Here is a 25,325-nt window from a genome sequence, read left to right on the forward strand (position 1 = left end):
ATGAATAATTGTATCCAGCCTGATGGTTTAAAGAATAAATACAATGACACATATAGAAAACATACAAAAACTATTCTCGAAAGACTTTGTGGAAAGTCCGTTGCTTGAAAGTTTTGAAGTAGGAAAGATTTATCTTTCAAGCGGGAAACTGGTCGCTTGTGATCCTTTGATTACGAATGATATGCTTCCTTTCACTACAGAATTTCCGAAAGGAGATTTCTCAGTAATGCTTCACAAAGAAAGAGATAGCAACTGTGTTGCTTATGCCGAAATTATATTCAATAATTCTGAAATTAAAGAATGGAAAATGGCTACCACAGCAGGACAGAAAATAAAAGATCTTGAGGAAGGAGAAGTTTTCGGATATCCTGTAGAAAGTGGGATGGGATGTCTGATGGATGTAGATACCCAAAACAGCCTTAATGAACTGGAACAGAGATTGTATCAAAATAAAGGAGGTGATTTTATGGGAATCTATGAAGAATTTTTCCATGACTATTTCTTTGATGAAAACGGAGCAATAGATCAATACGCCTTTCTTAAACCGGCAAAAGAACATCCCGGAACTATTTTTGCTTTTGAAACCGGATATGGAGAAGGATTTTATGCCAGCTATATAGCTTATAACAAAGATCAACAGCCAGTGAAAATAATTACTGAATTTATTGAAATAAGTTAATTATAAATTAGTTATTTTTGAGACACAATTTTGTCAGTTATAAATTTTAAAGCTAATACAAAACACAATGAATTTCTCATCAGAACAACCTCGTATTATTGTTGTGGGCAGCTCATCGATAGATTTGGTTCTTGAAACCGAAAAACTTCCTTTGCCTAATGAAACTGTCTTAGCTATCAAATCAGATAGTTATTTTGGAGGTAAAGGTGCTAATCAGTCAGTAGGTACGGCCAGGTTGGGAGCCAGTGTATACTTTATAGGATGCGTTGGGATGGATCCTCTTGGGCAACAGATCATGAGGAATCTGGTAAGCGAAAATGTAAATGTAGGATTTGTTCATGAAACAGATAAAGAAGCTACAGGAACTGCTTATGTAACAACTTCTCATGGAAACGCTGCTATTGTGGTAGTACCCGCAGCCAATAAGCATCTTAGCAAATCGCATATAGACGAAGCGGATAAATATTTTCATACCACAGATCTTGTGCTGGTACAGCTTGAAGTTTCTATGGATGTTGTAGAACATACCGTTAGAAAAGCTAAGAAATACGGAAAGAAAGTAGGATTATATGCGTCTCCGGCAATGAGAGTCAACGAAGAAATTTTAGAAATGGTTGACTTTATTGTGGCCAAAAGTAATGAGCTATACGTTATTTTTGGGGAAGAGAAAAGAGAAGAAGTTCTTAAAAAATATTTCAATAAAGTATTTGTAAGGGATGATACCAACTCTACCATTTATTTTGATGGTACAGAAATGAAATATTACAGAAACGATAAGGATGAAAAAGTATATAAAATGGGGATGGGTGATGCCTTTACGTCAGGATTTGCCATTGCATTATGCCATGGGAATTCTATCGAAGAATGTGTGAAATTCGGAAATGAAGTTTCATCAAGAGTTTCAGGAGGTAAAGGATCTCAGACAGGACTTCCGAGAATCTCAGATTTCTTTTCTTAAAGCTATTTGCAACATATCAAAAGTTTGAAACTTAACATAAAGATATAAGTAAAATGTCCACTTTTATAGTGGATTTTTTCTTTTTTATATTATGGAAAAACTAATATTGACCACAGAAGACCGTATTACTCTTGTTGCCCATTTATTTAAGCCGGAAAGAGATAATGGGAAACTATTACTGATCAACTCTGCAACAGGGGTAAAGCAGCAGGTCTACTTTTCTTTTGCCAGTTACTTTTGTGAACAGGGATTTACAGTTATTACCTATGATTACAGAGGCATAGGACTTTCCAAACCGAAAAATATGAGAGGATTTCAGGGCTCTATGAGGCTTTGGGGATCAAAAGATTATAAAACGGTGACTCAATATATCAAATCAGAATTTAAAGAACTCAAAAAGTACTGTTTAGGCCATTCTGTAGGCGCACTCATTCTGGGAATGAATGAAGATTCCAACATTTTTGAAGAATTTGTTTTTGTAGGAACACAAAATGCCTTTGTAGGAAACCTTAAAGGGAGAACAAAAGTTGAAGCGTATTTAGGCTTTGGAATTGCCCAGCCATTAACAACTTCATTGCTAGGATATTTCCCCGCACATTGGTTTGGATTGGGAGAAAGTCTCCCAAAAAATTGCGCATATGACTGGAGAACCTTAATTTTAAACAAGAAATCAACCAACAAGCTGTTGGAAAAAATTGATGACTTTTCTAAAAAATTGACCCAGAAAGTATTTGTAATCCGGGCTGAAGATGATATATGGCTTACAGAAAAAGGAGTATTAAGTTTATTAAATAATACCTATTCAAATCTCAAACCTACCTACAGGCTGGTAGCTGCTTCAGAATCAGATAAAAATGAAATCGGGCATATCAATTTTTTTAGAAGTTACAACAGCAAACTATGGGATATTATTTTAAATGAACTGATAGATAAATGAAAAGTACGATTGACAACACAGTAGCATTTGTAAAAGAAAAATTAGAAGGAGCAGAAGCTGGACATGACTGGTTCCATATTGAAAGAGTCTGGAAACTTGCCGCTCAGATAGCAGAAACAGAAGATTGTGACAAAGAGGTAGTAGAGTTGTCTGCACTTCTTCACGATATTGCCGATCCTAAATTTCATAACGGTGATGAAACCATTGCTCCCAAAATATCAAGAATCTTTCTTGAAGAACAGAACGTATCTGAAGAAATCATTCAGAAGGTTTTATTTGTGATCGAAAATATTTCGTTCAAAAACAGAGATCAGGCACCAGAAAATCCACCTATTGAACTTCAGATTGTTCAGGATGCCGATCGTATTGATGCCATAGGAGCTATAGGAATTGCCAGAACTTTCAATTTTGGAGGTTTTAAAAATAACCTGATGCATCATCCGGATATGAAACCCAAATTAGGAATGTCAAAAGAAGAGTATAAAAAATCTAACGGGACAACCATCAATCATTTCTATGAAAAGCTACTGCTTCTGAAAGATATGATGAACACTGAAAAGGGAAAACAAATGGCAGAAGAAAGACATAATTATATGCTGAATTTCCTGGACCAGTTTTATAAAGAATGGAATGTAGAGTAGAAAATAGAATTAGAATGAATTGAATCTGATTCTGCTTGTCAAAAATTAACTATCCGAACGAATATTGTATATGACATTATTTGTTCGGATATTTTTTACCCGGTCAGTCCAAAGGAAAATAAAGATAGAAAATCATTTTTTAGGGCTGGGTAAAATTAAAAATTGGCCTCGAACATGGATAAAATAGAGAGAAGGAGTATCTTTGTAAAATATGACACTCATTATTTTTATCATATTTCTGGCTTGTGTCCTTTCATTGGTCCTGTTTAAGGTTAAATCAGGAAGTATGGCCAAGTGGGCAAAGCTGTTTCGTATTGTAACAGTTGTTTTTTCAATTTCTGTTTTTACGTACTGGTTTATCAAGAAAAGTGCTGTGGCATTTGTGGATAATTCTGTAGGACTTCAGGTGGTTAATAAACTTCCACAGGCATTGGATTTTTACTTAATCAAAGTAGATAAAACAGATCAAAATACCACCCTTGAGCCCAAGCATATCGGGAAAATACGTCCGGAATATTACAGAATAGAATACCTGAAAATGGATAAGTCTGATGAATACTGGATTGCAGGTTATCTTGGAAAGAAAAACTTAGTCTATTTTTCTCAACATTCTGTACCTAATAAAAATATTGATCAGATTGTAGAAGTACAGAACTACATCAATCAAAGTATGAAACTGTCTGATGCGGCCAAAAAGCAGGTAGACGCTTATAATTATGAGAATACCAAACTGGGAATCTGGATTACGCTGGACTTTCTGCTTCTGTTTCTCAATCTTGTATTGCTGCTTAGAAAAAATAAATAAAAAAGGTAATGAGTATTGGAAACTCATTACCTTTTTAGTTTCTGTTAAGGATAATCCAGAATCTGCATAATCTGTTCCTTAAATTCTTCAGGACAGGCTTTGATAAGTTTATCCTTATTTTGTTTACTGATTTCTTTAGGTTCAAGCCATTCGCTCTTATTGGAATTCAAACTGTGACTATCATATACTCTTTTTACGGTATGATTTTCATAAAAAATATATTCATCACCAAGCCAGTTGGTAGCAATACTGATTGTACAAATTTCCTTTTCCATAATTTATGTTTTAAAGCATAATGTTTAGTGAAATACATTATACTCTAATATACAATTTTTTTCGTTACGGAGAGGAATGAATCGGGTGTAAGAAATTAACTGAATGTAACCTATTTAATTTTATCTCAACAATCCTTTGTACTAAAAAAGTGTTCCGGTACTTTCTGTTGCCATTTGCGGAATATGAATATCTGTTTTCCATTCTTCATTCATCTTCTTGATAAAATAAGCGGATAATAAAGGAGAGGCTTTTTCAATATTCTGGTGTACGAAGAAATAAAGATTCTGAAGACCTTCTTTTTTCCATTGGGTAAGATGTTTCAACCAGTCATCCAGTCTTTCGTAGTCACTTTCAGCATTGGCTCCTACATAGCGGATAAATGCATTAGGTGTAGTAAGACGCATGTGAAGCATATCTCTTCTTCCTGCGGTATCTACAATGATATTGGTGATGTTATGGGCTTCGAAAAGTTCACATGTGGTGTTCAGGATTTCTTCATCGGTAAACCATTCCGTATTTCGGAGTTCTATGGCTAATGGAACTTCTTTAGGCCATTCTTTTACGAATTTTTCCAGCCTGTCATAATCTTTAGGCTTAAAATTATCGTGAAGCTGAAGAAAAGCCATTCCCAGTTTCTCATCAAAATTGATAATAGCAGAGGCAAAATGTGTCACGGGATCCGTTACATCAATCAGCCTTCTGAAATGGGAAACGGTATTGGTGATCTTAGGGAAGAATTTAAAATTTTCCGGAGTTTTTTCTTTCCAGGTTTTTACCTGATCTGGAGTGGGCATTCCATAGAAAGTAGCATTCAACTCGATAGAATTAAACTGAGTAGCATAGTAAGTCAACTCATCCTTAGTTCCTTTAGGATAGAATCCTTTAAGGTCAGTTTTATTCCATTTAGCACATCCGATAGAAATATTTTCCAGCCCTTTTTTATTAAGAGCCAGCATTTCTTTGGTTTTAGGATGGTCTTTAGGTAATGTGAAATCTATTTTTGATGGGTCTTCTACTTGTCCGAATTTCATATCTGTAGTTTTGGGTGTTAAACAATAAACACAAATATAAACCAAAAATCTCAGAGCATTTCATGATTCCTACGGAAACTACTTCAACAGAAAATGATTGTAGATAGTAAAATTTTAAGAAATCAAAACGTCTTGGTATACCTGAATAGTAGGATGTTTTTTAGGTTTAGTTTAGAAAATTTTTTAAGATTTTGACCCTCTTTCTATTAAGTTTTTTTTAAGGAAATGTTAAACATTCTGTTACGTAATGTTAATTCTATGTTACCATACTTCGTTTTTACTAGATATAATTTTACACCAAGTTTATAGCGAATAAAATATGAAGAAAAAAATCATCTGTGCTTTTGCTCTGTTATCGTTTGGGTTTGCATTTTCACAGGAAACCAGCTCTAAAATTTTTGGAAGATTAAAGGGGATTTCTTCCGAAGTCACAGTAAGGGTAGTACACATTCCTACCAACAGTACCTTTGAAACAAAAAGTAACAGCAAAGGACAGTTCAGTTTAGATAATCTTCAGCCGGGAGGACCTTACAAAATTGAAATTTCTGACGGATCACAGGTTATCTATGAAAATCCGAATCTGCAGCTTTCTTTAGGAAGTAACGACCTACCTGTAGTAGAAGTAGGCAGCAAAGAAAAAACAATTGATGAGGTAAAAATTACTTCCAAAAAAACTACAGCAAAATATGGTGTAGGAATCAGTCAGGCTCAGATTTCCGGTCTTCCGAATATCAACCGTGGAATTCAGGATGTAACCAAACTGGTTCCTCAGAGTGCTAACAACTCATTCAACGGAACCAATTTTCGTTATAATAACGTAACGATTGACGGGTCTATCAATAATGATGCTATTGGCTTCAGTCCTTCACTGGGAGGGCAGACCGGAACTTCAGGAATGCCCGGAAGCAGTACACGTTCCAATTCAATAAGTCTGGATGCTATTCAGGATGTACAGGTGTATATTGCACCTTACGATGTAAAATTGGGAAATTTCCTTGGAGGAAGTATTAATGCAGTTACCCGAAGTGGGAGTAATGATGTTACGGGTTCCATTTATGCATATGGAAGAAATGCGGCCATTACGGGAAGAAACAGAGTAGGGGATAATTCTAAAATGCCAAGTGATTTTGAAGATTTTATCTATGGAGGAAGAGTAGGATTGCCGGTGGTTAGAGATAAGGTGTTTCTGTTTACCAATTTAGAATATACCAAAAGAACAGATCCTGTTTTCTATAATGCCAACGATCCGGGAGCACTGGTGAATGAGCAGACTGCACAGCAGATTTCAGATTTTGTAAGAAATAAATACGGATTCAATGTAGGAAGTTTCAACCAGTACAACAACTTCTCTGAAAGTTCTAAACTTTTCAATAAGTTAGATTGGAAAATTAATGATAAACATACTTTATCCATTAAAAACAATACGGTATTTTCACAGGCCTCCAACCTGGAAAGAGATGGAGCTAATTTCAGATTCTCCAGCATGGATTTCATTCAGAAAAATACAGCGTCTACTACTACACTTGAGCTGAAAAGCCGTTTTAATGATAAGTGGAGCAACAATTTAGTGGTGGGATATTCTTCTATTCATGATTACAGAGATCCTACTTCTGGTAATGCGATGTTTCCACAGGTGGAAATTGCTTACAACGGAGGAACAATCCTGCTGGGAAATGACAGAGAGGCTACTGTTTTCAATATGAAGCAGAAAACTTTTGAAATCACAGATAATCTTACTTACAAAAAAGGAAATCATACTTTTTTACTCGGAACTCATAATGAGCTCTACAATATTGATTATGGTTTTGTAAATGCTTTGAACGGAAGAATTTCCTATAAAAACTTAACTGATTTTTATAATGGAACACCTGCAAGGATAAGGGGGACTTACCCTTTCAACGGAGACAGCAGAGATACGCTTTTTGATAATCCTTATGCACAATATAAAGTAAATCTGCTTTCTATGTATCTTCAGGATGAAATCAACTGGGGAAGAGTGAGACTTTCACCGGGAGTAAGAGTAGATTATACAGATTTACCCAATAAACCACAGTTAAGCCCACTGGTAACCAATTCTCCTCAGGATCCTAATGCTGGAAATACCTACAATTATACTCCATTGAGCCAGCTTACCAACAACTACCTGAATAAACCCACATTCTCCCCAAGACTTGGATTTACGATTGATCTTACAGAAAACAGATCTATGGTACTCCGAGGAGGATCAGGGATTTTTGTAGGAAGAATTCCTTTCGCGTGGTTAGGATATGCTTATTATAATGATGGAGTGGGTTTTGGAAGTTATGATTATAATGCACCGACACCAGCACAGCTTGCTGCCAACGGAGATCCTTTGAACAGTGCCAATTTCCCAAAATGGCAGAACTCTTCAAAAGTACAGGTAGATCTTGTTGATAACAATTTTAAAATGCCAAGAGTGTGGAGAAGTTCATTAGCTTTCGATTATACTTTAGCAGGGTATAAATTAACCTTAGAAGGAATCTATACAAAAGTACTTTATGATCTGAAATTCCAGCAGGTGAACAAGACGGATAATGTGACCTATTACAGCTATGATACGAACCATGAAATGCCGATCTATACCACCAATATCAACAGTAACTTCTCTAACGCTTATCTTTTATCGAATACCAAAGAAGGATATCGCTATAACCTGACGGCACAGCTTTCAAAGTCGTATGATTTCGGATTCAATTTCTTTGTAGCCTATACTTATGGAGATGCTAAAGATATCACCAATGGTATCAGAAATTCTATGGAAAGTAACTGGCAGATGAACCAGTCTCTTACGCCTAATGATCCGAAATTGACCACCTCCAATTTCGCCATCAAAAACAGAGTGGTAGCCAATCTTGGATATGCCTTTAACATTTCTGATATGAACAGGTTATCCACCAACGTGTATTTCAATGCTCAGTCCGGAAATCCTTTTTCCTGGGGATTTGTAAACAGTACAATTGCCAATACAGGACAGGCTGCAGGACTTACCTATATCTTTAAAGATGCAGCAGAAGCTTCCAAATATATCGTTCCTATAAAAGATGCTGCAGGAAATGTAGTGGTAACTGCTCAGCAGCAGATTGCAGACTACGAAAATTTTGTCAACAGTAATGACTATCTGAAATCCAGACGGGGCAAATTCACAGAAAGAAACGGAGATGTTACCCCATGGAATATTCAGGCAGATATCAGAATTATGGATGAAATCAGGTTAAGCAAGAAATCCAAGAATAATATACAGGTCTCATTAAGTATCATCAATTTTACCAACCTGTTAAATAAAGATTGGGGTAAAGTATATTTTGTACCTAATACTTTCAACTCAACAGCAAGTGTAGGATTAACAAAGGTTGGGAATGTAGCGACAGGACAACCCTCTGCGGGAGATCCTACCTATAATTTTAAAACTCCGGGGCTGCCTTATACCATTGATCAGTTTGCATCAAGATTTCAGGCTCAGTTGGGAGTTCGATATAATTTTTAATCACGCTTTTACATTTTACTTCATATAATTCTTTTTCAAAGGTCCGGATTTTCTTTCCGGACCTTTTTTTGTAAATTATAAATGATGAATGATGAATGATGAATGATGAATTTTACCAATAAAAGGCGTACATTTTTATGCTTACTAAATCATTTTAAATACACGCAATCATCTGTGAAAATCTGTGTAATCTTCGGGAAACTAAACTATTAATCAAGGCCTATGAAAACGACAAAAGCACACCTCGCGGTATGCTTTTGTAAATATAGCGTGTTTATTACTTGGTCCTATGCCTCGCAGCTTGAACATGATACGAAGTTAACCATCATTTCTTTTGAAACAGATGAACTTCTTTGGTAGTAAAGGGTTTTTACTCCTTTTTTCCAAGCTTCAATATAAAGGTAGTTAACATCTTTTACAGGCATTGTAGAAGGAATCTGAAGATTCAGTGACTGTGCCTGGTCAATGTACTGCTGTCTTTGTGCTGCCTGAGAAATAATCTCCATTGGAGAAATTTCTTTGAACGTTTTGAATACTGCCTTTTCTTCAGGAGTAAGCTCGTTCAGGTGCTGTACCGATCCATGGTTGAGCATGATTGTTCTCCATGTTTCTTCGTTATCCAGCCCTTTTTCTTTCAATAGTTGTGCAAGGTATTTATTCTTACGCATGAAGTTTCCTTTCGCAAGACCTGCTTTATAATAATTAGAAGAGAAAGGCTCAATTCCAGGAGAAGTCTGTCCTAAGATTGCAGAACTTGAAGTGGTAGGAGCAATAGCCATTGTGGTGGTATTTCTCAATCCGTATCCTTTCAATACTTCCGGTTCTCCATAGATGTTGGCAAGTTCTCTTGAAGCCTGCTCAGCCTGATCTTTGATATGTCTGAATGCTCTTGCATTGAACTGAGTCGCCTCAAAGCTTTCAAACGGAATCATATTTTTCTGTAAATAAGAGTGGTATCCTAAAACTCCTAATCCAAGAGCTCTGTGACGCATCGCGAAGTTTCTTGCTCCCTGCAGGTAGTAGTTACCATCAGTTTTGTCAATAAACTCTGATAATACAGCATCAAGGAAGTATACAGCTAATTTTACTGCATCTGTATCTTTCCACTCATCATATAATTCAAGGTTCATGGAAGACAGACAGCAGATGAAAGACTCTTCCATTGTGGATGGAAGCATGATTTCAGAACAAAGGTTACTTGCGTTCACCGTCATTCCTAAGTCTTTATAAACCTGAGGTTTGTTTCTGTTGACGTTGTCTGTGAAGAAAATATACGGAAGACCTTTTTGCTGGCGGCTTTCCAATACTCTTGCCCAAACTTTACGTTTTTCCATATCACCGTCAATCATATCCTGCATCCAGTAATCTGGTACACATACTCCGGTAAACAGGTTCTGAATCGGGCTACCGATATCTTTAATGGATAAAAATTCTTCAATATCTCCGTGGTCAATATCTAAGTAAGCAGCAAAGGCACCTCTTCTTACTCCTCCCTGAGAAACAACATCCATAGCCGTATCGAAAAGCTTCATGAATGAAACTGCTCCTGAAGACTTTCCATTATCTGTTACAGCTGTTCCTCTGTTTCTCAATTCTCCAAAATATCCTGAAGTACCACCTCCGATTTTAGTCTGCATGATGACTTCACCCATTTTGTGAGTAATTCCTTCGATGCTGTCCGGAATGTGAACGTTGAAACATGAGATAGGAAGACCTCTTTCTGTTCCCATATTAGCCCATACAGGAGAAGAGAAGCTGATCCATCCTTTTGTGATCATTTCTTTGAATGCCGGTTGAAGTTCAGGTTTGTATAACCTTTTTGCAGCAGCAGTGGTAATTCTGTCGATAGCTCCGTCTACCGTTTCACCTTTCAACAGATATCCTCTGTTCAGCATTTGCTCAGACTCTTCATTGAGCCACCATATATTTGAATTTTGCTCTTCCATAGATGTTATATTTTCGAATTCCGGAATGAGAGAATCACTCCGGAATTTTGTTTTTTTATATTATTGATTGTAAAATTTCTACTTTGTGGGAACCGTTCAGCCCGCTTTCGTCTCTTAATCTCTGAAATTCTTTAAAAGACGGAACATTCAAAACCTCATGCTGAACTTCTTCATTGATGTAGTTTGAATAATGTACAAAAGTAACACCATCTTCCTTTACAAAAACTTTATATTCAAAGGTGGAAGGATCTAAATTTTTGAAATCTTCCAGAAACTTTTGGATATTCGTTTTATTGTTTGGAACAAATTCGGAGTTTACCGTATAGGTTACTATTACATTGATCATTTCTTTTGTATTTGTGCTTTATTCATGAACAGCAATTCCACTTATTAATCAGAAAAGGGTAATCCTGATACTGACTGCTTTGACGCTCGCTTCGCTCGCGCCCCAATATTAAAACAAATCGTTTGCTGTAATACTCTTATCGTGCTTCGTATAGTCTACAGGTCTTTTTGCAAAGAAATCATCTAATGAATTCGCGAAAACCTCCTCTTCGAACCATACCATTGGTTTGTATTGTTCAGGAGTGATGTTGTATCTTGTTTTCATGTTGATTTTCTTCAAGCTGTCATCTACACGGTATTTCATGAAGTTAAGAAGATCTTCTTTAGAAACGTTGTCAATTTCTCCCAGTTCAAAGATCCAGCTAAGGATATCACCTTCTCTTGCGATAGATTCGTCTACTAAAGTGTAAATGTCTTCGATATCGCTGTCTGTTAATAAGTCAGGTTGCTCCTCACGAATTTTGTTGATCAGGTAGATTCCTGCATTAGCGTGAATCTGCTCATCTACGGAAGTCCATGCGATGATATTGGAAACGTTTTTCATGAATCCTTTGAATCTTGTGAAAGAAAGGATGATGGCAAACTGCGAGAAAAGAGAAACATTTTCTACTAAAATACTGAATAATAGTAAAGCAGAAACATACTCTTTAGGTGTAGCAGAATTAGCGTGCTTTAAAGCATTTCCCAGGAACTCGATTCTTCCTTTTACAGCAGGAATTTCGATGACGTTAAGGAATTCGTCATTATATCCTAATACCTCTAATAAACGGGAATATGCTTCAGAATGACGAAACTCGCATTCTGCAAAAGTAGATCCTAATCCATTGAATTCCGGCTTTGGTAGGTGGTTGTATAAATTCCCCCAGAATGTCTTTACAGACACCTCGATCTGTGCAATGGCTAACAGCGCATTTTTCACAGCATGCTTTTCATGTGGTTCCAACTGCGAATGAAAATCCTGAACATCTGCAGTAAAGTCCACTTCCGAATGTACCCAGAACGATTTGTTGATTGCCTCTACAAATTGAAGAACCTCCGGGTATTCAAATGGCTTATAACTTACTCTTTTATCAAAAATTCCCATATTAAATTTATATAATTAAATAATTTAGATCTCTGTGGATAACGTTCCGGAAATACTTAACTTTTTGTTTGTCTGTGTGTTGTAAAATAAAGTTATTCACTTTCACAAAACCATATTTCTTGTAAAGAACTAATAGCAAAGTTCGAAAAAAAGAACTGATTTTGAAAGAGGTAAATACTAATAGGCTGACTTTTAGCCTGAAAAGTTTTCCACATTTACATGAAACTGGCTCGAATAATAGGCTAGACAGCAATCTTGAGGATAAATAGATACAAATACTGAGTTACAGTTAAACGATATTTTGTAAAGTATTATAAATAAAGGTTTATAGTGTTAAACAAAAAAATATTTGAATAAATTTTTATTCTTGTAACAATTTGAAAATATCATCTACTTATTGGGTATAAAACATACATCACTTAATGTTAGTAATTCAGGATTTAAATAAGTCATACGATACAGGGAAAAGCAAACTTCATGTTCTCAAAGGAATTAATCTGAATATTTCTGAAGGGGAGTTTGTTTCTATTATGGGAAGTTCCGGTTCCGGAAAATCTACGCTTCTTAATATTATTGGGATTCTGGATGAAAAAGATTCAGGTACCTATGAATTGGATGGAGTTCCTATCGAACATTTATCTGAAGTAAAAGCTGCGGAATACAGAAGTAGGTTTCTAGGATTTATTTTCCAGTCTTTTAATCTTATCAATTATAAAACGGCTTTAGAAAATGTAGCACTTCCTCTGTATTATCAGAATGTACCGAGAAAAGAGCGAAATCAGAAAGCAATGGAATATCTGGAGAAAGTAGGATTGGCACAATGGGCCAACCACCTTCCAAGTGAACTTTCCGGGGGGCAGAAACAAAGAGTAGCTATTGCAAGAGCTTTGATTACAGACCCAAAAGTAGTACTGGCAGATGAACCTACGGGAGCACTGGATTCCAAAACGACTCATGATATTATGAAACTGCTTCAGGACATCAATAATGAAGGGAAAACAATCATCGTTGTAACCCACGAACCGGACGTTGCTGCACAAACCAAAAGAAATGTAGTACTGAAGGACGGGATTATTGAAAGTGATGAATTTATTAAGCAGATTGTATTATAAGTGAATCGTGAATGGTCAATTTTGCTTCGCAAGTGAATTGATAATGAAGAGGAAAAATAATTAATAACACACACAAATGAATATGAAAAAAAATAAAAATGTTTTTAAATCTGAACCATTATAAACTTGATGTTTATCAGTCAGCCAGAGAATTAAGAATAGAATGTTATAAAATTTTATCCAAGATTCCTGATCATGAAAAGTTTAACATAATCGACCAGATACGAAGAGCTTCTACTTCAGTTGTATTAAATATTACCGAAGGATGTTCAAGAAAATCTGAACTGGAAAGGAAAAGATATTTTGAAATTGCCAGAGGTTCGGTTATTGAGTTGGATTCTTGTTTTGATATCGTTATAGAATGTAATTATATTAAAATAGAGGAATTAACAAAAATTGGAAATTTAATAAAAACAGCATTTATCTTGTTAAGTAAAATGTTGAAAAAAGATTAGAAATGTGAAAATTAGTCAGGTTCGTAATTAAAGTTTTGTGAAGAATAAATTGACAACAAAGTTAATTGACTTCGAAGAAAATTGAGGGCGCAGCTAATTGACTTTTTTACAAAGTAAAAAAATAAAAACTATGTTTGACCTAGATCGTTGGCAGGAAATATTCAGTTCTATTCGAAGTAATGTACTTCGGACGGTACTTTCAGGGTTTACGGTAGCCCTGGGACTGTTTATTTTCATCGTACTTTTTGGAATTGGAAAAGGACTTCAGAATGCTTTCTCTGAAGGATTTGCCGGAGATGCTAAGAACCTTATTATTATTTCAACAGGGAAAGCCACGTTAGCTTATAAGGGATTACAGTCTGATAGAAATATTTCAATGAATAACGCAGACTATGATTTTTTGATTAATGCAGATAAGAAAAAAGCGGGTCCTTCAAGTCCCAGGTATAGTGCCAATTTAATGGTGAAATATGGGAAAGAGAGTGGTCTTTATCAGATCAATGGTGCTGAACCGGGAGAGCAGGTTATTGAAAATAGAAAAATTATTGATGGTCGTTATCTGACCTCTATGGATTTGACAAGGAAATTAAATGTTGCCGTAATCGGAAGAATGGTTCAGCGGGATTTGATCAAAAATGGAAATCCTATTGGAAAAGAGCTGGATATTAATGGAACGATGTATAAGGTAATCGGTGTCTTTTCAGATGATGGAGGAGACCGGGATGAAAGACATATTACCGTTCCTATTACCACTTTACAGCAGATGAAAAAAGGTTCTGATACGGTAAATATAGCATATATCACCTATAATGATAAGTTGACTCCGGATCAGGCCATAAAATATGGTGATGAGTTACAGGATAAATTGAAAGCCAGAAAAAATGTTTCTCCTGATGATGAAAATGGAGTTCGTGTATGGAATAACGCCAAAAACATGAATGATACATTTATGTTTATGGCAGTTCTTACCGCTATTGTTGGATTTATTGGTCTGGGGACATTGCTGGCGGGAATTATCGGGATCAGTAATATCATGGTGTATATCGTGAAAGAAAGGACCAAAGAAATCGGAGTCCGAAAAGCTATTGGAGCAAAACCAAGCGGAATCGTAGGTCTGATTGTTCAGGAAAGCGTTGTGATTACAGTGGTATCCGGACTTATAGGAGTCGGAATAGGTGTTTTGACATTAAGTCTTATTGGGGATAGTCTTGAAGAATTCTTCATTAAAAGTCCAAGTGTAGGATGGGGATCTATTATTATGGCATTTATTGCCCTGATTTTTTCCGGATTGATCGCTGGATTTGTACCTGCATACAGAGCTTCAAGAATCAAACCTATTGAAGCATTGAGAACAGAATAACAGATAAATAAGCTCAAAGGCAAATAAAACAGTTTGACGGAATTCATAACTCATAATTTATAACTTATAATTCAAAAAGGTGAATATCATATTTAAAAAAGATACTTGGCAGGAAATTTATTATTCATTGAGGAATAATAAACTCCGAACATTTCTTACCATGATCGGTGTAGGATGGGGAATGTTTTTGTATGTAAGCCTTCTTGGAGCCGCAAAAGGAATGGAGAATGGTTTTGATAAATTATTTTCCGGTTTTGCTACCAATTCAATCTTCCTGTGGGCACAGAAAACGTCTATTCCATATGAAGGATTTCCTAAAGGAAGAGAAGTTCATCTGAACTTAACCGATATGGATATGCTGAAAAGAAAAGTAACTGCTATAGATTATATATCACCGCAAAATGCCAGAGGAAGCTTTACCGGAACACCGGGAGAAGCCATGTCAAGAAACGGAAAAAACGGTACGTATTCATTAACGGGAGATTACTCGGTAGGAAATAAAATTTCAGAAAAGAAACTGATCTACGGACGCTATATCAATGATGCCGATGTTTCCGGGAATAAAAATGTAGTAGTTATTGGAGAAGAAATTTATAAAAACTTCTTTGATTCCAAGAAAAAAGAAAATCCAATAGGGAAATCAATCAATATTAAAGGTCTCTTCTTTAATGTCATCGGAGTTTTCCGTGTGAAAAAAGGAGGTGGTTTTGAAAATGATCAGACAGCTTTCATTCCACTTTCCACTTATACGAAAATGTATAATGCAGGAGACCAGATAGACCTGTTTGCTATCGTAAGCAAGCCTAATGCTAACGTTAATTCTGTGGAAGAAGAGGTGAAACAGGTTTTAAAAACTAAGAATAAAGTTTCTCCTGAAGATACCAATGCTTTCGGAAGCTTCAACCTTGGAAAAGAGTTTAAAAAACTGACCGGTTTTCTTACAGGAATGCAGCTGCTGACCATCATTGTTGGTACACTGACTATTCTTGCAGGAGTAATCGCTATCTCCAATATCCTTTTGATTACAGTAAAAGAGAGAACCAAAGAAATCGGGATCAGAAGAGCATTGGGAGCAAAGCCTGCTGAAGTAAGAAATCAGATTTTGCTGGAAAGTGTTGTGATTACACTCTCCTCAGGATTAATAGGTTTTATGTCTGGAATTTTTGTACTGATGATTCTCAATGCTGCTACCCAGGGTCAGGATTCATTTCCTTTTTATAATCCGACCGTTAACTATGGAAATGTATTTGCAGCGATGGCTGTAATGGTGGTTTTAGGATTGATAATCGGGATGATTCCTGCGCAGAGAGCGGTAAAAATCAGACCTATTGAAGCATTAAGAACAGAATAATTAATTTTCACATCATTCAATTTAATAAAAAATAAACTATACATATGAAAAAGAAATTCACCTGGAAAAAAGCCATTTATATAGTCTTGGGGCTTTTATTTGCAGTGGCATTGTTCTCAGGGCTTGGCTATTTTATCAAATCAAACTCCAAAGAAAGTGAGGCTTTCCTTACCCGTAAACCTACTATCCAGAATATGGATGATAAAGTAATGGCTACAGGGAAAATTGTTCCCAAAGAAGAAATTGAAATCAAACCCAATATTGCAGGGATTATCGATAAGATTTTAGTAAAAGAAGGAGATAAAGTAGAAGTAGGACAGCTGATTGCTACCGTAAAAATTGTTCCAAGTATTTCCGAAGTAAACGCTGCTCAGCAGGAAGTTCAGAATGCGCAGATTCAGATCAGTAATGCACAGATGAATGTAGGAAATATGCAAAAGCAGTTTGAAATGCAGGATAAACTATACAAGCAGGGAGTAGCTTCTAAACAGGAGTATCTGAACTCTCAGCAGCAGTTGTACTCTCAGCAGCAGACGTTAAAAAATGCTCAGCAGCAATTGAATACGGCTCAAAAAAGATTACAGATCGCTAAAACAGGAGCAACCCCTGAACTTAAAGGACAAGGACTGGCAACTACAGAAATTCGTTCCAAAGCCTCAGGTACCGTACTTGAAGTTCCTGTAAAAGCAGGAAGCCAGGTGATTGAAGCCAATAACTTTAACGCTGGAACTACAATCTGCTCAGTAGCCGATTTAAATGTTTTGATCTTTAAAGGTGAAATCGATGAAGCACAAGCCGGAAAGCTGAGTGAAGGGATGGATATGAACATCGTGATTGGTGCTCTTCAAAATAAAACATTCCCTGGAAAACTAACGATGATTGCTCCAAAAGGTAAAGATAATGCAGGAACTATTAAATTTCCGGTAGAAGGGAACGTATCTAATCCTAATAATGAGTATATTAGAGCAGGTTTTTCTGCAAACGGTGAAATTGTATTGAGTTCTCAGAAAAATGCATTATTATTGGATGAATCTTTAGTTCAGTATGAAAAGAAAGAAGGAAAAGATGTACCTTTCGTAGAGGCAAAACAAAAAGATGGGAAATTCAAAAAAGTATATGTGAAACTGGGAGCAAGTGACGGGATCAACGTTCAGATTCTTCCGGGATCAAATATCACAAAAGATACTGAAGTGAAAGTTTGGAACCCTTCTGATAAAGACAAAGAAGAGCTTAAAGAAAAAGCAAATAAAAAATAATAAACTACACTATACACTTTTAAACTGTGAATCCTGGAGGAATTTTTTTCTCTGGGATTCTTTTTTTATATCAAAATTTTTACAAGTGTAAATTCCTATATTTGAATTGGATAATCTATGAAAAATGTGCAGATACGCTGGAAAAACCTATAAATCACATTACGTATGCTTCAAATGTAGAAAATCATTTAAACAGCAGGATGCATACGATATTATAAAAAGAGTAGAAAAAGAAAAAGTATACCATGAGCCTAATGGGAAGGTAATTCGTAAAGTAGGGTACGTTTTTACAAAAACAGAAACAGAAGAATTACAAAAAATTGTTTCAGAGATTGAAAACAGAATCATAAAATGTCCTGAATGCAGTAATGTAATGGCTGATCTGGGGAAAGATTTCAAAGCTCCTAAAAAAACAGCAGTCAAAGAATGGAAAATTATAGAAAGTCTTTTAAAAACAGGAAAATGCTTTCATACATGCGGCTGTGATGGAATTGGATATATTCCCAAAAATCCTAACGACTATGAAATATATTTAAAAACGATATTGCAGTCTTATCATGAATCATTGATTTCAAGTCAGAATAAATCTATAGAAGAATTCCCGGATAAAAATGAAGAAATTAATTATTGGTCAGACAAGATTCAAAAAGTAAAAACTGAAATTGCTGATAATAAATTCGAAAAGGTGTAACAAAAAGTAAATTCAAAATGTCTTACTTTTAAATTACAAACTATATTCCATGAAAAAAGACTATTGGATTCTGTTTCTTTTTATCATTGCAAAGTTTGCACTCCAATACTCACTGATAAGCCCTGAGTATGAATTGCACAGAGATGAATACCTGCATCTTGATCAGGCTAATCATCTGGCTTGGGGATATCTTTCAGTTCCTCCCGTTAATTCCTGGTTGGCCTGGATCATTAAAATGTTGGGAAACTCTATCTTTTGGGTTAAATTCTTTCCAGCGCTGTTCGGAGCTTTGACAATTGTACTGACATGGAAAGTTGTGGAAGAGCTCAATGGAAGCCTGTTTGCTAAAATACTGGCTTCGTTGGGAATATTATTTTCAGTACTGCTTCGGGTAAATATGTTATTCCAGCCAACATCTTTGGAGATCTTCCTATGGTTGTTTATTTACTACAGTCTGATTAAATATTTCAATTCCCAAAAAGTAAAATGGTTGTATATAGGTGCCATCATTGTCGGAATAGGAATATTAAATAAATACAATATTGCTTTTTCATTGTTAGGACTTATTCCTGCATTATTGCTGACAGAGCAAAGGAAGATTTTTATGCAGTCTCATGTGTATTGGGCAGCTCTTTTAGCTTTAATTATTATTTTTCCCAATCTTCTCTGGCAGTACCAGAACCAGTTTCCGGTTATTCATCATATGAAAGAACTTTCCGAAAAACAATTGGTGCATGTAGACCGGATGGGTTTTATGAAATCTCAGATTTTATTTTTTGTTGGCGTTATTTTTGTGTTGATCGCAGGTTGGGGTGCTCTATTACTATATAAACCCTTTGAAAAATTCAGGTTTTTCTTCTGGAGCTATATAATAACCATTACTCTGTTTTTGTTTTTTAAAGCAAAAGATTATTACGCGATAGGACTTTATCCGGTGTACATCGCTTTTGGTGCAGTTTTTCTTGAGCATTTATTTGAAAAAGGCTGGAAGAGATTTTTGAAACCCATATGTCTTCTCATTCCAATACTTTTATTCCTTCCTCTATATAATGTAGCTTTCCCGAATAAAAGTCCCGCATATATTGAATCCCATCAGAATCAATACAAAAAATTCGGGCTCCTTCGCTGGGAAGATGGAAAAGATCATCCGCTACCACAGGATTTTGCCGATATGCAGGGGTGGAAAGAGCTTGCTCAAAAAGTAGATAAAGAATATTCCAGACTATCAAAAACAGGAAATACGATGGTGCTATGTGATAACTATGGACAGACCGGAGCGATTAATTATTATTCAAAAGCTGGTGTGACAGCTATGTCATTTCATGCGGATTATATCAATTGGATAGATTTAAGCAAGAAATATAAAAATGTGATCAGAGTCAAAGATGCCTCTGAAGCAGGGAAAGAACTTGAAGAATCCGGCTCTTTTTTTGAAATTGCAAAATTGGAAGATTCTATTACCAATCCATACGCAAGAGAAAGAGGAACTGCTATTTTCAGTTTACAGGGAGCCAAAATAGGCGTCAATAAAAGAATACAGGATGAAATTATCGAAGTTAAAAATGAATGGAAATAGTTTTCAATAAAGTTGAGAATGATGATTTGTAGACAAGATAAAGTTAATAGATAAATTTTATTGCAACTTTATTGCATTAGTTGATTTTAGGCTATCTTTGCACTATCAACTATCAACTATCAACTATCAACTATCAACTATCAACTATCAACTATCAACTGAGCTATGGAAAACAAAAACTTTGATGTTATTATAATAGGAGGAAGCTATTCTGGATTATCAGCAGGAATGTCTTTAGGAAGATCTTTAAGAAATGTTCTGATGATTGACAACGGAAAGCCTTGTAACAGACAGACTCCGCATTCCCATAATTTTGTTACTCATGACGGAAAAACACCTGCGGAAATTGCAAAGCTGGCAAAAGAAGATGTAGAAAAGTATGACACTGTACAGTTTTATAATGGAACAGTCGTAAAAACAGCAAAAACAACCGAAGGTTTTGTGATTGAAACTTCATCCGGAGAAGAATTTCGTACTAAGAAGCTGATCTTTGCTTCAGGAGTGAAGGATCTGATGCCGGACATTCCGGGATTTGCAGAATGTTGGGGAATTTCTGTTTTACATTGCCCCTATTGTCATGGCTATGAAGTAAAAAACAAAATAACAGGTGTTCTTTCTAATGGTGATATGGCCTACGAATTTTCAAAACTGATTTTTAATTTGACTAAAAACCTAACCTTATTTACCAATGGGAAGGCTGTTCTTAATGACGAACAACTTGAAAAACTGAAGCAGAATAAAATCATTCTTAACGAAGATGAGATAAAAGAAATAAAACATCACAATGGCTCTATTCAAAAAATAGTTTTCAAAAACGGAAAAGAAATTCCTTTACAGGCTTTGTATGCTAAAATTCCTTTTGAACAAAATATAAATGTATCTGATGATCTGGGATGTGAACTGACAGAACAGGGATTTATTAAAGTAGATATGATGCAGAAAACAACCGTTCCCGGAGTTTTTGCCTGTGGAGATAATGTAACCATGATGCGTTCCGTAGCCAATGCAATTGCACAGGGAAATTTTGCCGGTGCTATGGTGAATAAAGAACTTTCTGATGAGGAATTTTAAAGGCTTTTTGATGCATTTAAAAGAACCATAATGTAGTATTTATGGATACATCTTTTCATTTTTTAGTGTTTAAAAATCATTTTTTCAATAGAGAAATCTCGACGAAAATTCCGTACATTTGGGGTGAAAATTTCAAAAACTAAAAGTAAAATGGATATTATTTTCGACCTGATTGAAAAGGAAAGACAAAGACAAACTCATGGATTAGAGCTTATTGCGTCAGAAAACTTTGTTTCTGAAAACGTGATGAAAGCAATGGGAAGTGTACTGACAAATAAATATGCTGAAGGATATCCCGGAAAAAGATATTACGGAGGATGTGAAGTAGTAGATGAGGTTGAAACTTTAGCAATCAACAGAGCTAAAGAACTTTTCGGAGTAGACTACGTGAATGTTCAGCCGCATTCCGGTTCTCAGGCGAATGCAGCCATTTATCTTGCAGTTTTGAAACCAGGTGACAAAATCATGGGGATGGACCTTTCAATGGGAGGACACCTTACTCACGGTTCTGCAGTGAATTTCTCAGGGATTCAATATAACGTAGTTTCTTATGGAGTTCAGCAGGAAACAGGTCTTATCGACTATGACCAAATGAGAGAAGTTGCGTTGAGAGAAAAACCAAAAATGCTTATCGCAGGTTTCTCAGCGTATTCAAGAGATTTAGACTATGCTAAATTCAGAGAAGTAGCAGACGAAGTTGGAGCAACGCTTTGGGCAGATATTGCTCACCCGGCTGGTTTAGTGGCAAAAGGATTGTTAAATTCTCCATTCGAACACTGTCATGTAGTAACGACTACTACTCACAAAACCCTTAGAGGGCCAAGAGGAGGGATGATCATGATGGGTAAAGACTTTGAAAATACTTATGGTCACAAAACTCCAAAAGGAGACATCAAAATGATGAGCCAGGTACTTGACGGAGCTGTATTCCCAGGTATTCAGGGAGGACCTCTTGAGCACGTAATTGCTGGTAAAGCGGTAGCTTTCGGTGAAGCATTGGACGTACAGTTCGAAACTTATGCAAAACAGGTTAAATCTAACGCTCAGGCGTTATCAAAAGCAATGATCGACAGAGGTTTTGATATCGTAAGCGGTGGTACAGATAATCACCTGATGTTAGTAGACCTTAGAAATAAAGGCGTAAACGGTAAAGAAACTGAAAAAGCATTAGTACTTGCTGATATTACTTGTAATAAAAACATGGTTCCTTTTGATGATAAATCACCATTTACAACATCTGGTATCAGATTAGGAACTGGTGCTATTACAACCAGAGGACTTAAGGAAAATGATATGGATACTATTGCGGGATTAATTTCTGAAGTGGTAGACAATATCAAGAATGAAGAAGTTCTTGGATCTGTAAGAAAGAAAGTTAACGAATTAATGGAAGGTAAAGCTCTGTTCAATTACTAACAGACATTCCAATATCATATAAAGAATGGGCAAACTGCTCATTCTTTTTTTATTACAATGGAAAAGAAATCTTATACCTTCGACGAAATTAAACAGAAGCTTGTTAACTATTGTGTTTACCAGGACCGTTGCCATGCGGAAGTGGAACAGAAGATGAGAGAGTTTCTGCTTATTGATGAAGCAAAAGAAGAGATTATTTTATTTCTGCTGAAAGAAAATTTTCTGAACGAAGAAAGGTTTACCCGGAGCTATATCCGAGGGAAATTTTACATCAAACACTGGGGAAAGACCAAAATTAAGATCAATCTGAAACAAAAACAGATTTCAGAGAGGTTGATCAGCTCTTGTTTTGATGAGATTGATGACTCAGATTATGAGAAAACCATCAGAAAAATTTTTGATGATTATTACACCAAACAAACTGGCTTGAAAGAATATCAAAAAAAAACCAAAACTATAAAATATTTGATGAGTAAAGGTTTTGAGTATGAGAAAATAATTGATATTTTTGGCTAAATATTAATAAATAAAAAAAACTTGACGTATGACTTTTAGGAAAAAAAACAATCAGTTCATTGAAAAAGATTGATATATAAAGATTTAATAATTCTTTTAAAGAAAAAACAGCTGAAATAAAAAATTTACATAGATAAATATCGCCTTTATAAACAGTTTCTATGGTATGATTTTTGTCTGTGGGTTTAGCTGTACCGCAATGAAATTGTTAGATTTTATAAATGTAACATCAAATTTATTTTTGATTTCAGCATATTGAAATAAATTTATTTTACTTTTGCATGATTGTATCAAAACTATCTTTGATTGGATAATTAGATATTATACCTTAATTAAATATGAACACCAATATAGACAATGTACAATTCTCTTAGAAAAACAATATTTGGAGGGGATAATGTTGTCAATCTCTCAGACGTAAGATATCTTCCTAGATGGATAATTCTTGTAATAGACATTATTATTCTGGTAATATCTTTATTTCTTTCTACTTACATTATCGCAAAAATTACAAAGCAGGAATTCATATATCATGATGATAAAAGCCTAATTTTCGCTTTTATTATTCTGGTAAATGCTGCTTTTATGTATGTCTTCAAGACCTATGCCGGTATAATCCGCCATTCCACTTTTATAGATTTATTTAAACTTCTGATCTCCTGCTTTTGCACAATGCTGGCTATCGGAACTGTAAATATCTGCTATTTCTGGATTACAGGAAGTAAATTCATTCTTACTCCTTATCTGATGCTTTATTTTGTAATTTCATTTATGGGATTATTTCTTTTCAGACTTTATGTGAAGGAATTTTTCCATATTGTAAGGGAATACAGAAGAAGCGCACTGAAAAAAAGAATTTTAGTATTGGGAATTGATGAACAATCTATTGCCATTGCACGTGCTATTCTTGACAACCCGAGTTTACCTTATCAGGTAGTAGGTTTCTTGACACAAAGAACAGATTCTAAAAGGGCATCTCTGCTAGGAAAGCCAATTTATGAAAAACAAAAAATAGAAGAAAACACCAAAGAAGATCTTATTATTGATGGCGTCCTTATTGTTAAAGAAATGATGGCCAGAGAGGAGATGAATTCATGGGTGAATTTATTTTTAGAGAAAGATCTTAATGTCTTTAAAGCACCATCAGTACAAAAACTTAGAGACAGCGATCTGGGTGGATCTATCAGAAATCTTCAAATTGAAGATTTGTTAAATAGAAAACCTATCAAAATTCAGAACGAAAAAGTTAAAAGCAGACATTTTGATAAAACAGTATTAGTAACCGGTGGAGCAGGATCCATAGGAAGTGAAATTGTAAGACAGGTTGCTCTTTTTAATCCTTCATTGATTGTCGTTTTAGATCAGGCAGAAACACCGCTTTATGAAATTGAACTTGAAATGAGAGATAAATTTCCTCATATCCCTTTCAAATTTGTTTTAGGAGATGTTTCCAATCATCACAGAATGGAATCTCTGTTCCAAACGTACAATTTCTCAATGGTATATCATGCAGCTGCTTATAAGCATGTACCTTTGGTAGAAGAAAATCCTCACGAAGCTATCTTTGTTAATATATTAGGTTCAAAGATAGTTGCAAAGCTATCCAGCAAGTATAAAGTAAACCGGTTCGTAATGGTGTCTACAGATAAAGCTGTAAATCCAACCAACGTAATGGGTGCTTCAAAGCGTGCTGCTGAGCTTTTTGTGCAGTCACTTCAGAATGTAGAAGGTAACGTTACCAAGTTTATTACGACAAGATTTGGAAATGTATTAGGATCTAACGGTTCTGTAATCCCTCATTTTAAAAAGCAGATTGAAGCTGGAGGACCGGTAACCATTACCCATCCGGAAATTGTAAGATATTTCATGACTATTCCTGAAGCTTGTGAACTGGTTCTTCAGGCAGGAACAATGGGTGAAGGAGGTGAAATTTTTGTTTTTGATATGGGAGAACCTGTTAAAATTATTGATCTTGCCAAAAGAATGATAAAATTATCAGGATTCGAACCTAATATTGATATTAAGATTATTTATACAGGATTGAGACCTGGGGAGAAGTTATATGAAGAGCTCTTGAGTGATGACGCAAAAACACTTCCTACTCATAATGATAAAATCATGATCTCCAAAGATCCTTCTATGGGATTTGCAGAAATAGATACGCTTACTAAAGAAATTACAAAAGCTTCTCTTAGAAGAGATAAAGTGGAAGTAGTAAGGATTCTTAAAACTATAGTGCCGGAATTCCGAAGCAATAATTCAATCTACGAGGCTCTTGATAAATAGACAAAATATAAATGTATATTTGCATAAT

General features: G+C 35.4%; 22 protein-coding genes. 17 read left to right on the forward strand and 5 right to left on the reverse strand.

Features of this window, described 5'->3' with window-relative positions; genetic code table 11:
* The first annotated feature begins 43 nt into the window (after window positions 1-43).
* The 5 genes from ACMA47_RS06275 (at window position 44) to ACMA47_RS06295 (ending at window position 4,020) form a co-directional block, all read left to right on the forward strand.
* Complete coding sequence (locus ACMA47_RS06275; RefSeq protein ID WP_034699027.1) at window positions 44-679, forward strand: DUF4241 domain-containing protein; 636 nt, start codon at window positions 44-46, stop codon at window positions 677-679.
* Window positions 680-746: 67 nt separating this feature from the next.
* Window positions 747-1,637: a ribokinase gene (locus ACMA47_RS06280; RefSeq protein ID WP_034699029.1), complete on the forward strand. Its 891-nt coding sequence runs from the start codon at window positions 747-749 to the stop codon at window positions 1,635-1,637.
* 91 nt (window positions 1,638-1,728) lie between these two features.
* Complete coding sequence (locus tag ACMA47_RS06285) at window positions 1,729-2,574, forward strand: serine aminopeptidase domain-containing protein (RefSeq protein ID WP_413929110.1); 846 nt, start codon at window positions 1,729-1,731, stop codon at window positions 2,572-2,574.
* Window positions 2,571-3,215, forward strand: a complete 645-nt coding sequence (locus ACMA47_RS06290; protein ID WP_413929111.1) for an HD domain-containing protein — start codon at window positions 2,571-2,573, stop codon at window positions 3,213-3,215. Before ACMA47_RS06285 ends, ACMA47_RS06290 begins: the two co-directional genes overlap by 4 nt.
* A gap of 211 nt (window positions 3,216-3,426) precedes the next feature.
* Window positions 3,427-4,020: a hypothetical protein gene (locus tag ACMA47_RS06295; protein ID WP_081906517.1), complete on the forward strand. Its 594-nt coding sequence runs from the start codon at window positions 3,427-3,429 to the stop codon at window positions 4,018-4,020.
* A gap of 44 nt (window positions 4,021-4,064) precedes the next feature.
* Here the strand turns inward: ACMA47_RS06295 and ACMA47_RS06300 are convergent, their stop codons facing one another.
* Together ACMA47_RS06300 and ACMA47_RS06305 are read right to left on the reverse strand one after the other, a co-directional pair.
* Entirely contained in the window at window positions 4,065-4,295 is a 231-nt protein-coding gene (locus ACMA47_RS06300; RefSeq protein ID WP_413929112.1) for a hypothetical protein, read from the reverse strand.
* Between the two features lie 141 nt (window positions 4,296-4,436).
* Window positions 4,437-5,327, reverse strand: coding sequence for a DUF72 domain-containing protein (locus tag ACMA47_RS06305; protein ID WP_413929113.1), 891 nt, complete (start codon window positions 5,325-5,327; stop codon window positions 4,437-4,439).
* A gap of 319 nt (window positions 5,328-5,646) precedes the next feature.
* Between ACMA47_RS06305 and ACMA47_RS06310 the strand changes: the two genes are divergently transcribed.
* Entirely contained in the window at window positions 5,647-8,832 is a 3,186-nt protein-coding gene (locus tag ACMA47_RS06310) for a TonB-dependent receptor (RefSeq protein ID WP_413929114.1), read from the forward strand.
* Window positions 8,833-9,119: 287 nt separating this feature from the next.
* Here ACMA47_RS06310 and ACMA47_RS06315 read toward each other — a convergent pair whose 3' ends face one another.
* The 3 genes from ACMA47_RS06315 to ACMA47_RS06325 form a co-directional block, all read right to left on the reverse strand.
* Complete coding sequence (locus ACMA47_RS06315; protein ID WP_034699047.1) at window positions 9,120-10,778, reverse strand: ribonucleoside-diphosphate reductase subunit alpha; 1,659 nt, start codon at window positions 10,776-10,778, stop codon at window positions 9,120-9,122.
* Between the two features lie 55 nt (window positions 10,779-10,833).
* On the reverse strand, window positions 10,834-11,124 hold the full coding sequence (locus ACMA47_RS06320; protein ID WP_413929115.1) for a hypothetical protein: 291 nt from the start codon (window positions 11,122-11,124) through the stop codon (window positions 10,834-10,836).
* Between the two features lie 108 nt (window positions 11,125-11,232).
* Complete coding sequence (locus ACMA47_RS06325) at window positions 11,233-12,207, reverse strand: ribonucleotide-diphosphate reductase subunit beta (RefSeq protein WP_047378790.1); 975 nt, start codon at window positions 12,205-12,207, stop codon at window positions 11,233-11,235.
* Window positions 12,208-12,629: 422 nt separating this feature from the next.
* Between ACMA47_RS06325 and ACMA47_RS06330 the strand changes: the two genes are divergently transcribed.
* From ACMA47_RS06330 to ACMA47_RS06380, 11 genes are all read left to right on the forward strand, one after another.
* A complete protein-coding gene (locus ACMA47_RS06330; protein WP_034699055.1) occupies window positions 12,630-13,319 on the forward strand; it encodes an ABC transporter ATP-binding protein in 690 nt (229 codons plus the stop codon).
* Between the two features lie 98 nt (window positions 13,320-13,417).
* Window positions 13,418-13,774, forward strand: coding sequence for a four helix bundle protein (locus tag ACMA47_RS06335; protein WP_062673974.1), 357 nt, complete (start codon window positions 13,418-13,420; stop codon window positions 13,772-13,774).
* A gap of 130 nt (window positions 13,775-13,904) precedes the next feature.
* Window positions 13,905-15,134 carry an ABC transporter permease gene (locus tag ACMA47_RS06340; protein ID WP_413929116.1) on the forward strand — a complete coding sequence of 410 codons (1,230 nt, stop codon included), beginning with the start codon at window positions 13,905-13,907 and terminating at the stop codon, window positions 15,132-15,134.
* Between the two features lie 79 nt (window positions 15,135-15,213).
* Entirely contained in the window at window positions 15,214-16,485 is a 1,272-nt protein-coding gene (locus ACMA47_RS06345; protein WP_413929117.1) for an ABC transporter permease, read from the forward strand.
* A 44-nt stretch (window positions 16,486-16,529) separates the two neighbouring features.
* Entirely contained in the window at window positions 16,530-17,741 is a 1,212-nt protein-coding gene (locus ACMA47_RS06350; protein WP_413929118.1) for an efflux RND transporter periplasmic adaptor subunit, read from the forward strand.
* A gap of 124 nt (window positions 17,742-17,865) precedes the next feature.
* Window positions 17,866-18,432 (forward strand): hypothetical protein, encoded by a 567-nt coding sequence (locus tag ACMA47_RS06355; RefSeq protein ID WP_413929119.1) that lies wholly within the window; start codon window positions 17,866-17,868, stop codon window positions 18,430-18,432.
* A gap of 49 nt (window positions 18,433-18,481) precedes the next feature.
* Window positions 18,482-20,008, forward strand: a complete 1,527-nt coding sequence (locus ACMA47_RS06360) for a glycosyltransferase family 39 protein (protein ID WP_413929120.1) — start codon at window positions 18,482-18,484, stop codon at window positions 20,006-20,008.
* Between the two features lie 165 nt (window positions 20,009-20,173).
* Window positions 20,174-21,079, forward strand: coding sequence for an NAD(P)/FAD-dependent oxidoreductase (locus tag ACMA47_RS06365; RefSeq protein ID WP_413929121.1), 906 nt, complete (start codon window positions 20,174-20,176; stop codon window positions 21,077-21,079).
* Between the two features lie 150 nt (window positions 21,080-21,229).
* Window positions 21,230-22,495, forward strand: a complete 1,266-nt coding sequence (gene glyA / locus ACMA47_RS06370) for a serine hydroxymethyltransferase (protein ID WP_413929122.1) — start codon at window positions 21,230-21,232, stop codon at window positions 22,493-22,495.
* A gap of 57 nt (window positions 22,496-22,552) precedes the next feature.
* Entirely contained in the window at window positions 22,553-23,011 is a 459-nt protein-coding gene (locus tag ACMA47_RS06375) for a regulatory protein RecX (RefSeq protein WP_062673988.1), read from the forward strand.
* A 357-nt stretch (window positions 23,012-23,368) separates the two neighbouring features.
* The gene (locus tag ACMA47_RS06380) at window positions 23,369-25,297 is read left to right on the forward strand and encodes a polysaccharide biosynthesis protein (protein WP_413929123.1); all 1,929 of its coding nucleotides are present in this window, start codon (window positions 23,369-23,371) and stop codon (window positions 25,295-25,297) included.
* Window positions 25,298-25,325: the final 28 nt, after the last annotated feature.

Origin of the sequence: Chryseobacterium sp. T20, assembly GCF_047345655.1 — a bacterium.
Taxonomy (GTDB): domain Bacteria; phylum Bacteroidota; class Bacteroidia; order Flavobacteriales; family Weeksellaceae; genus Chryseobacterium.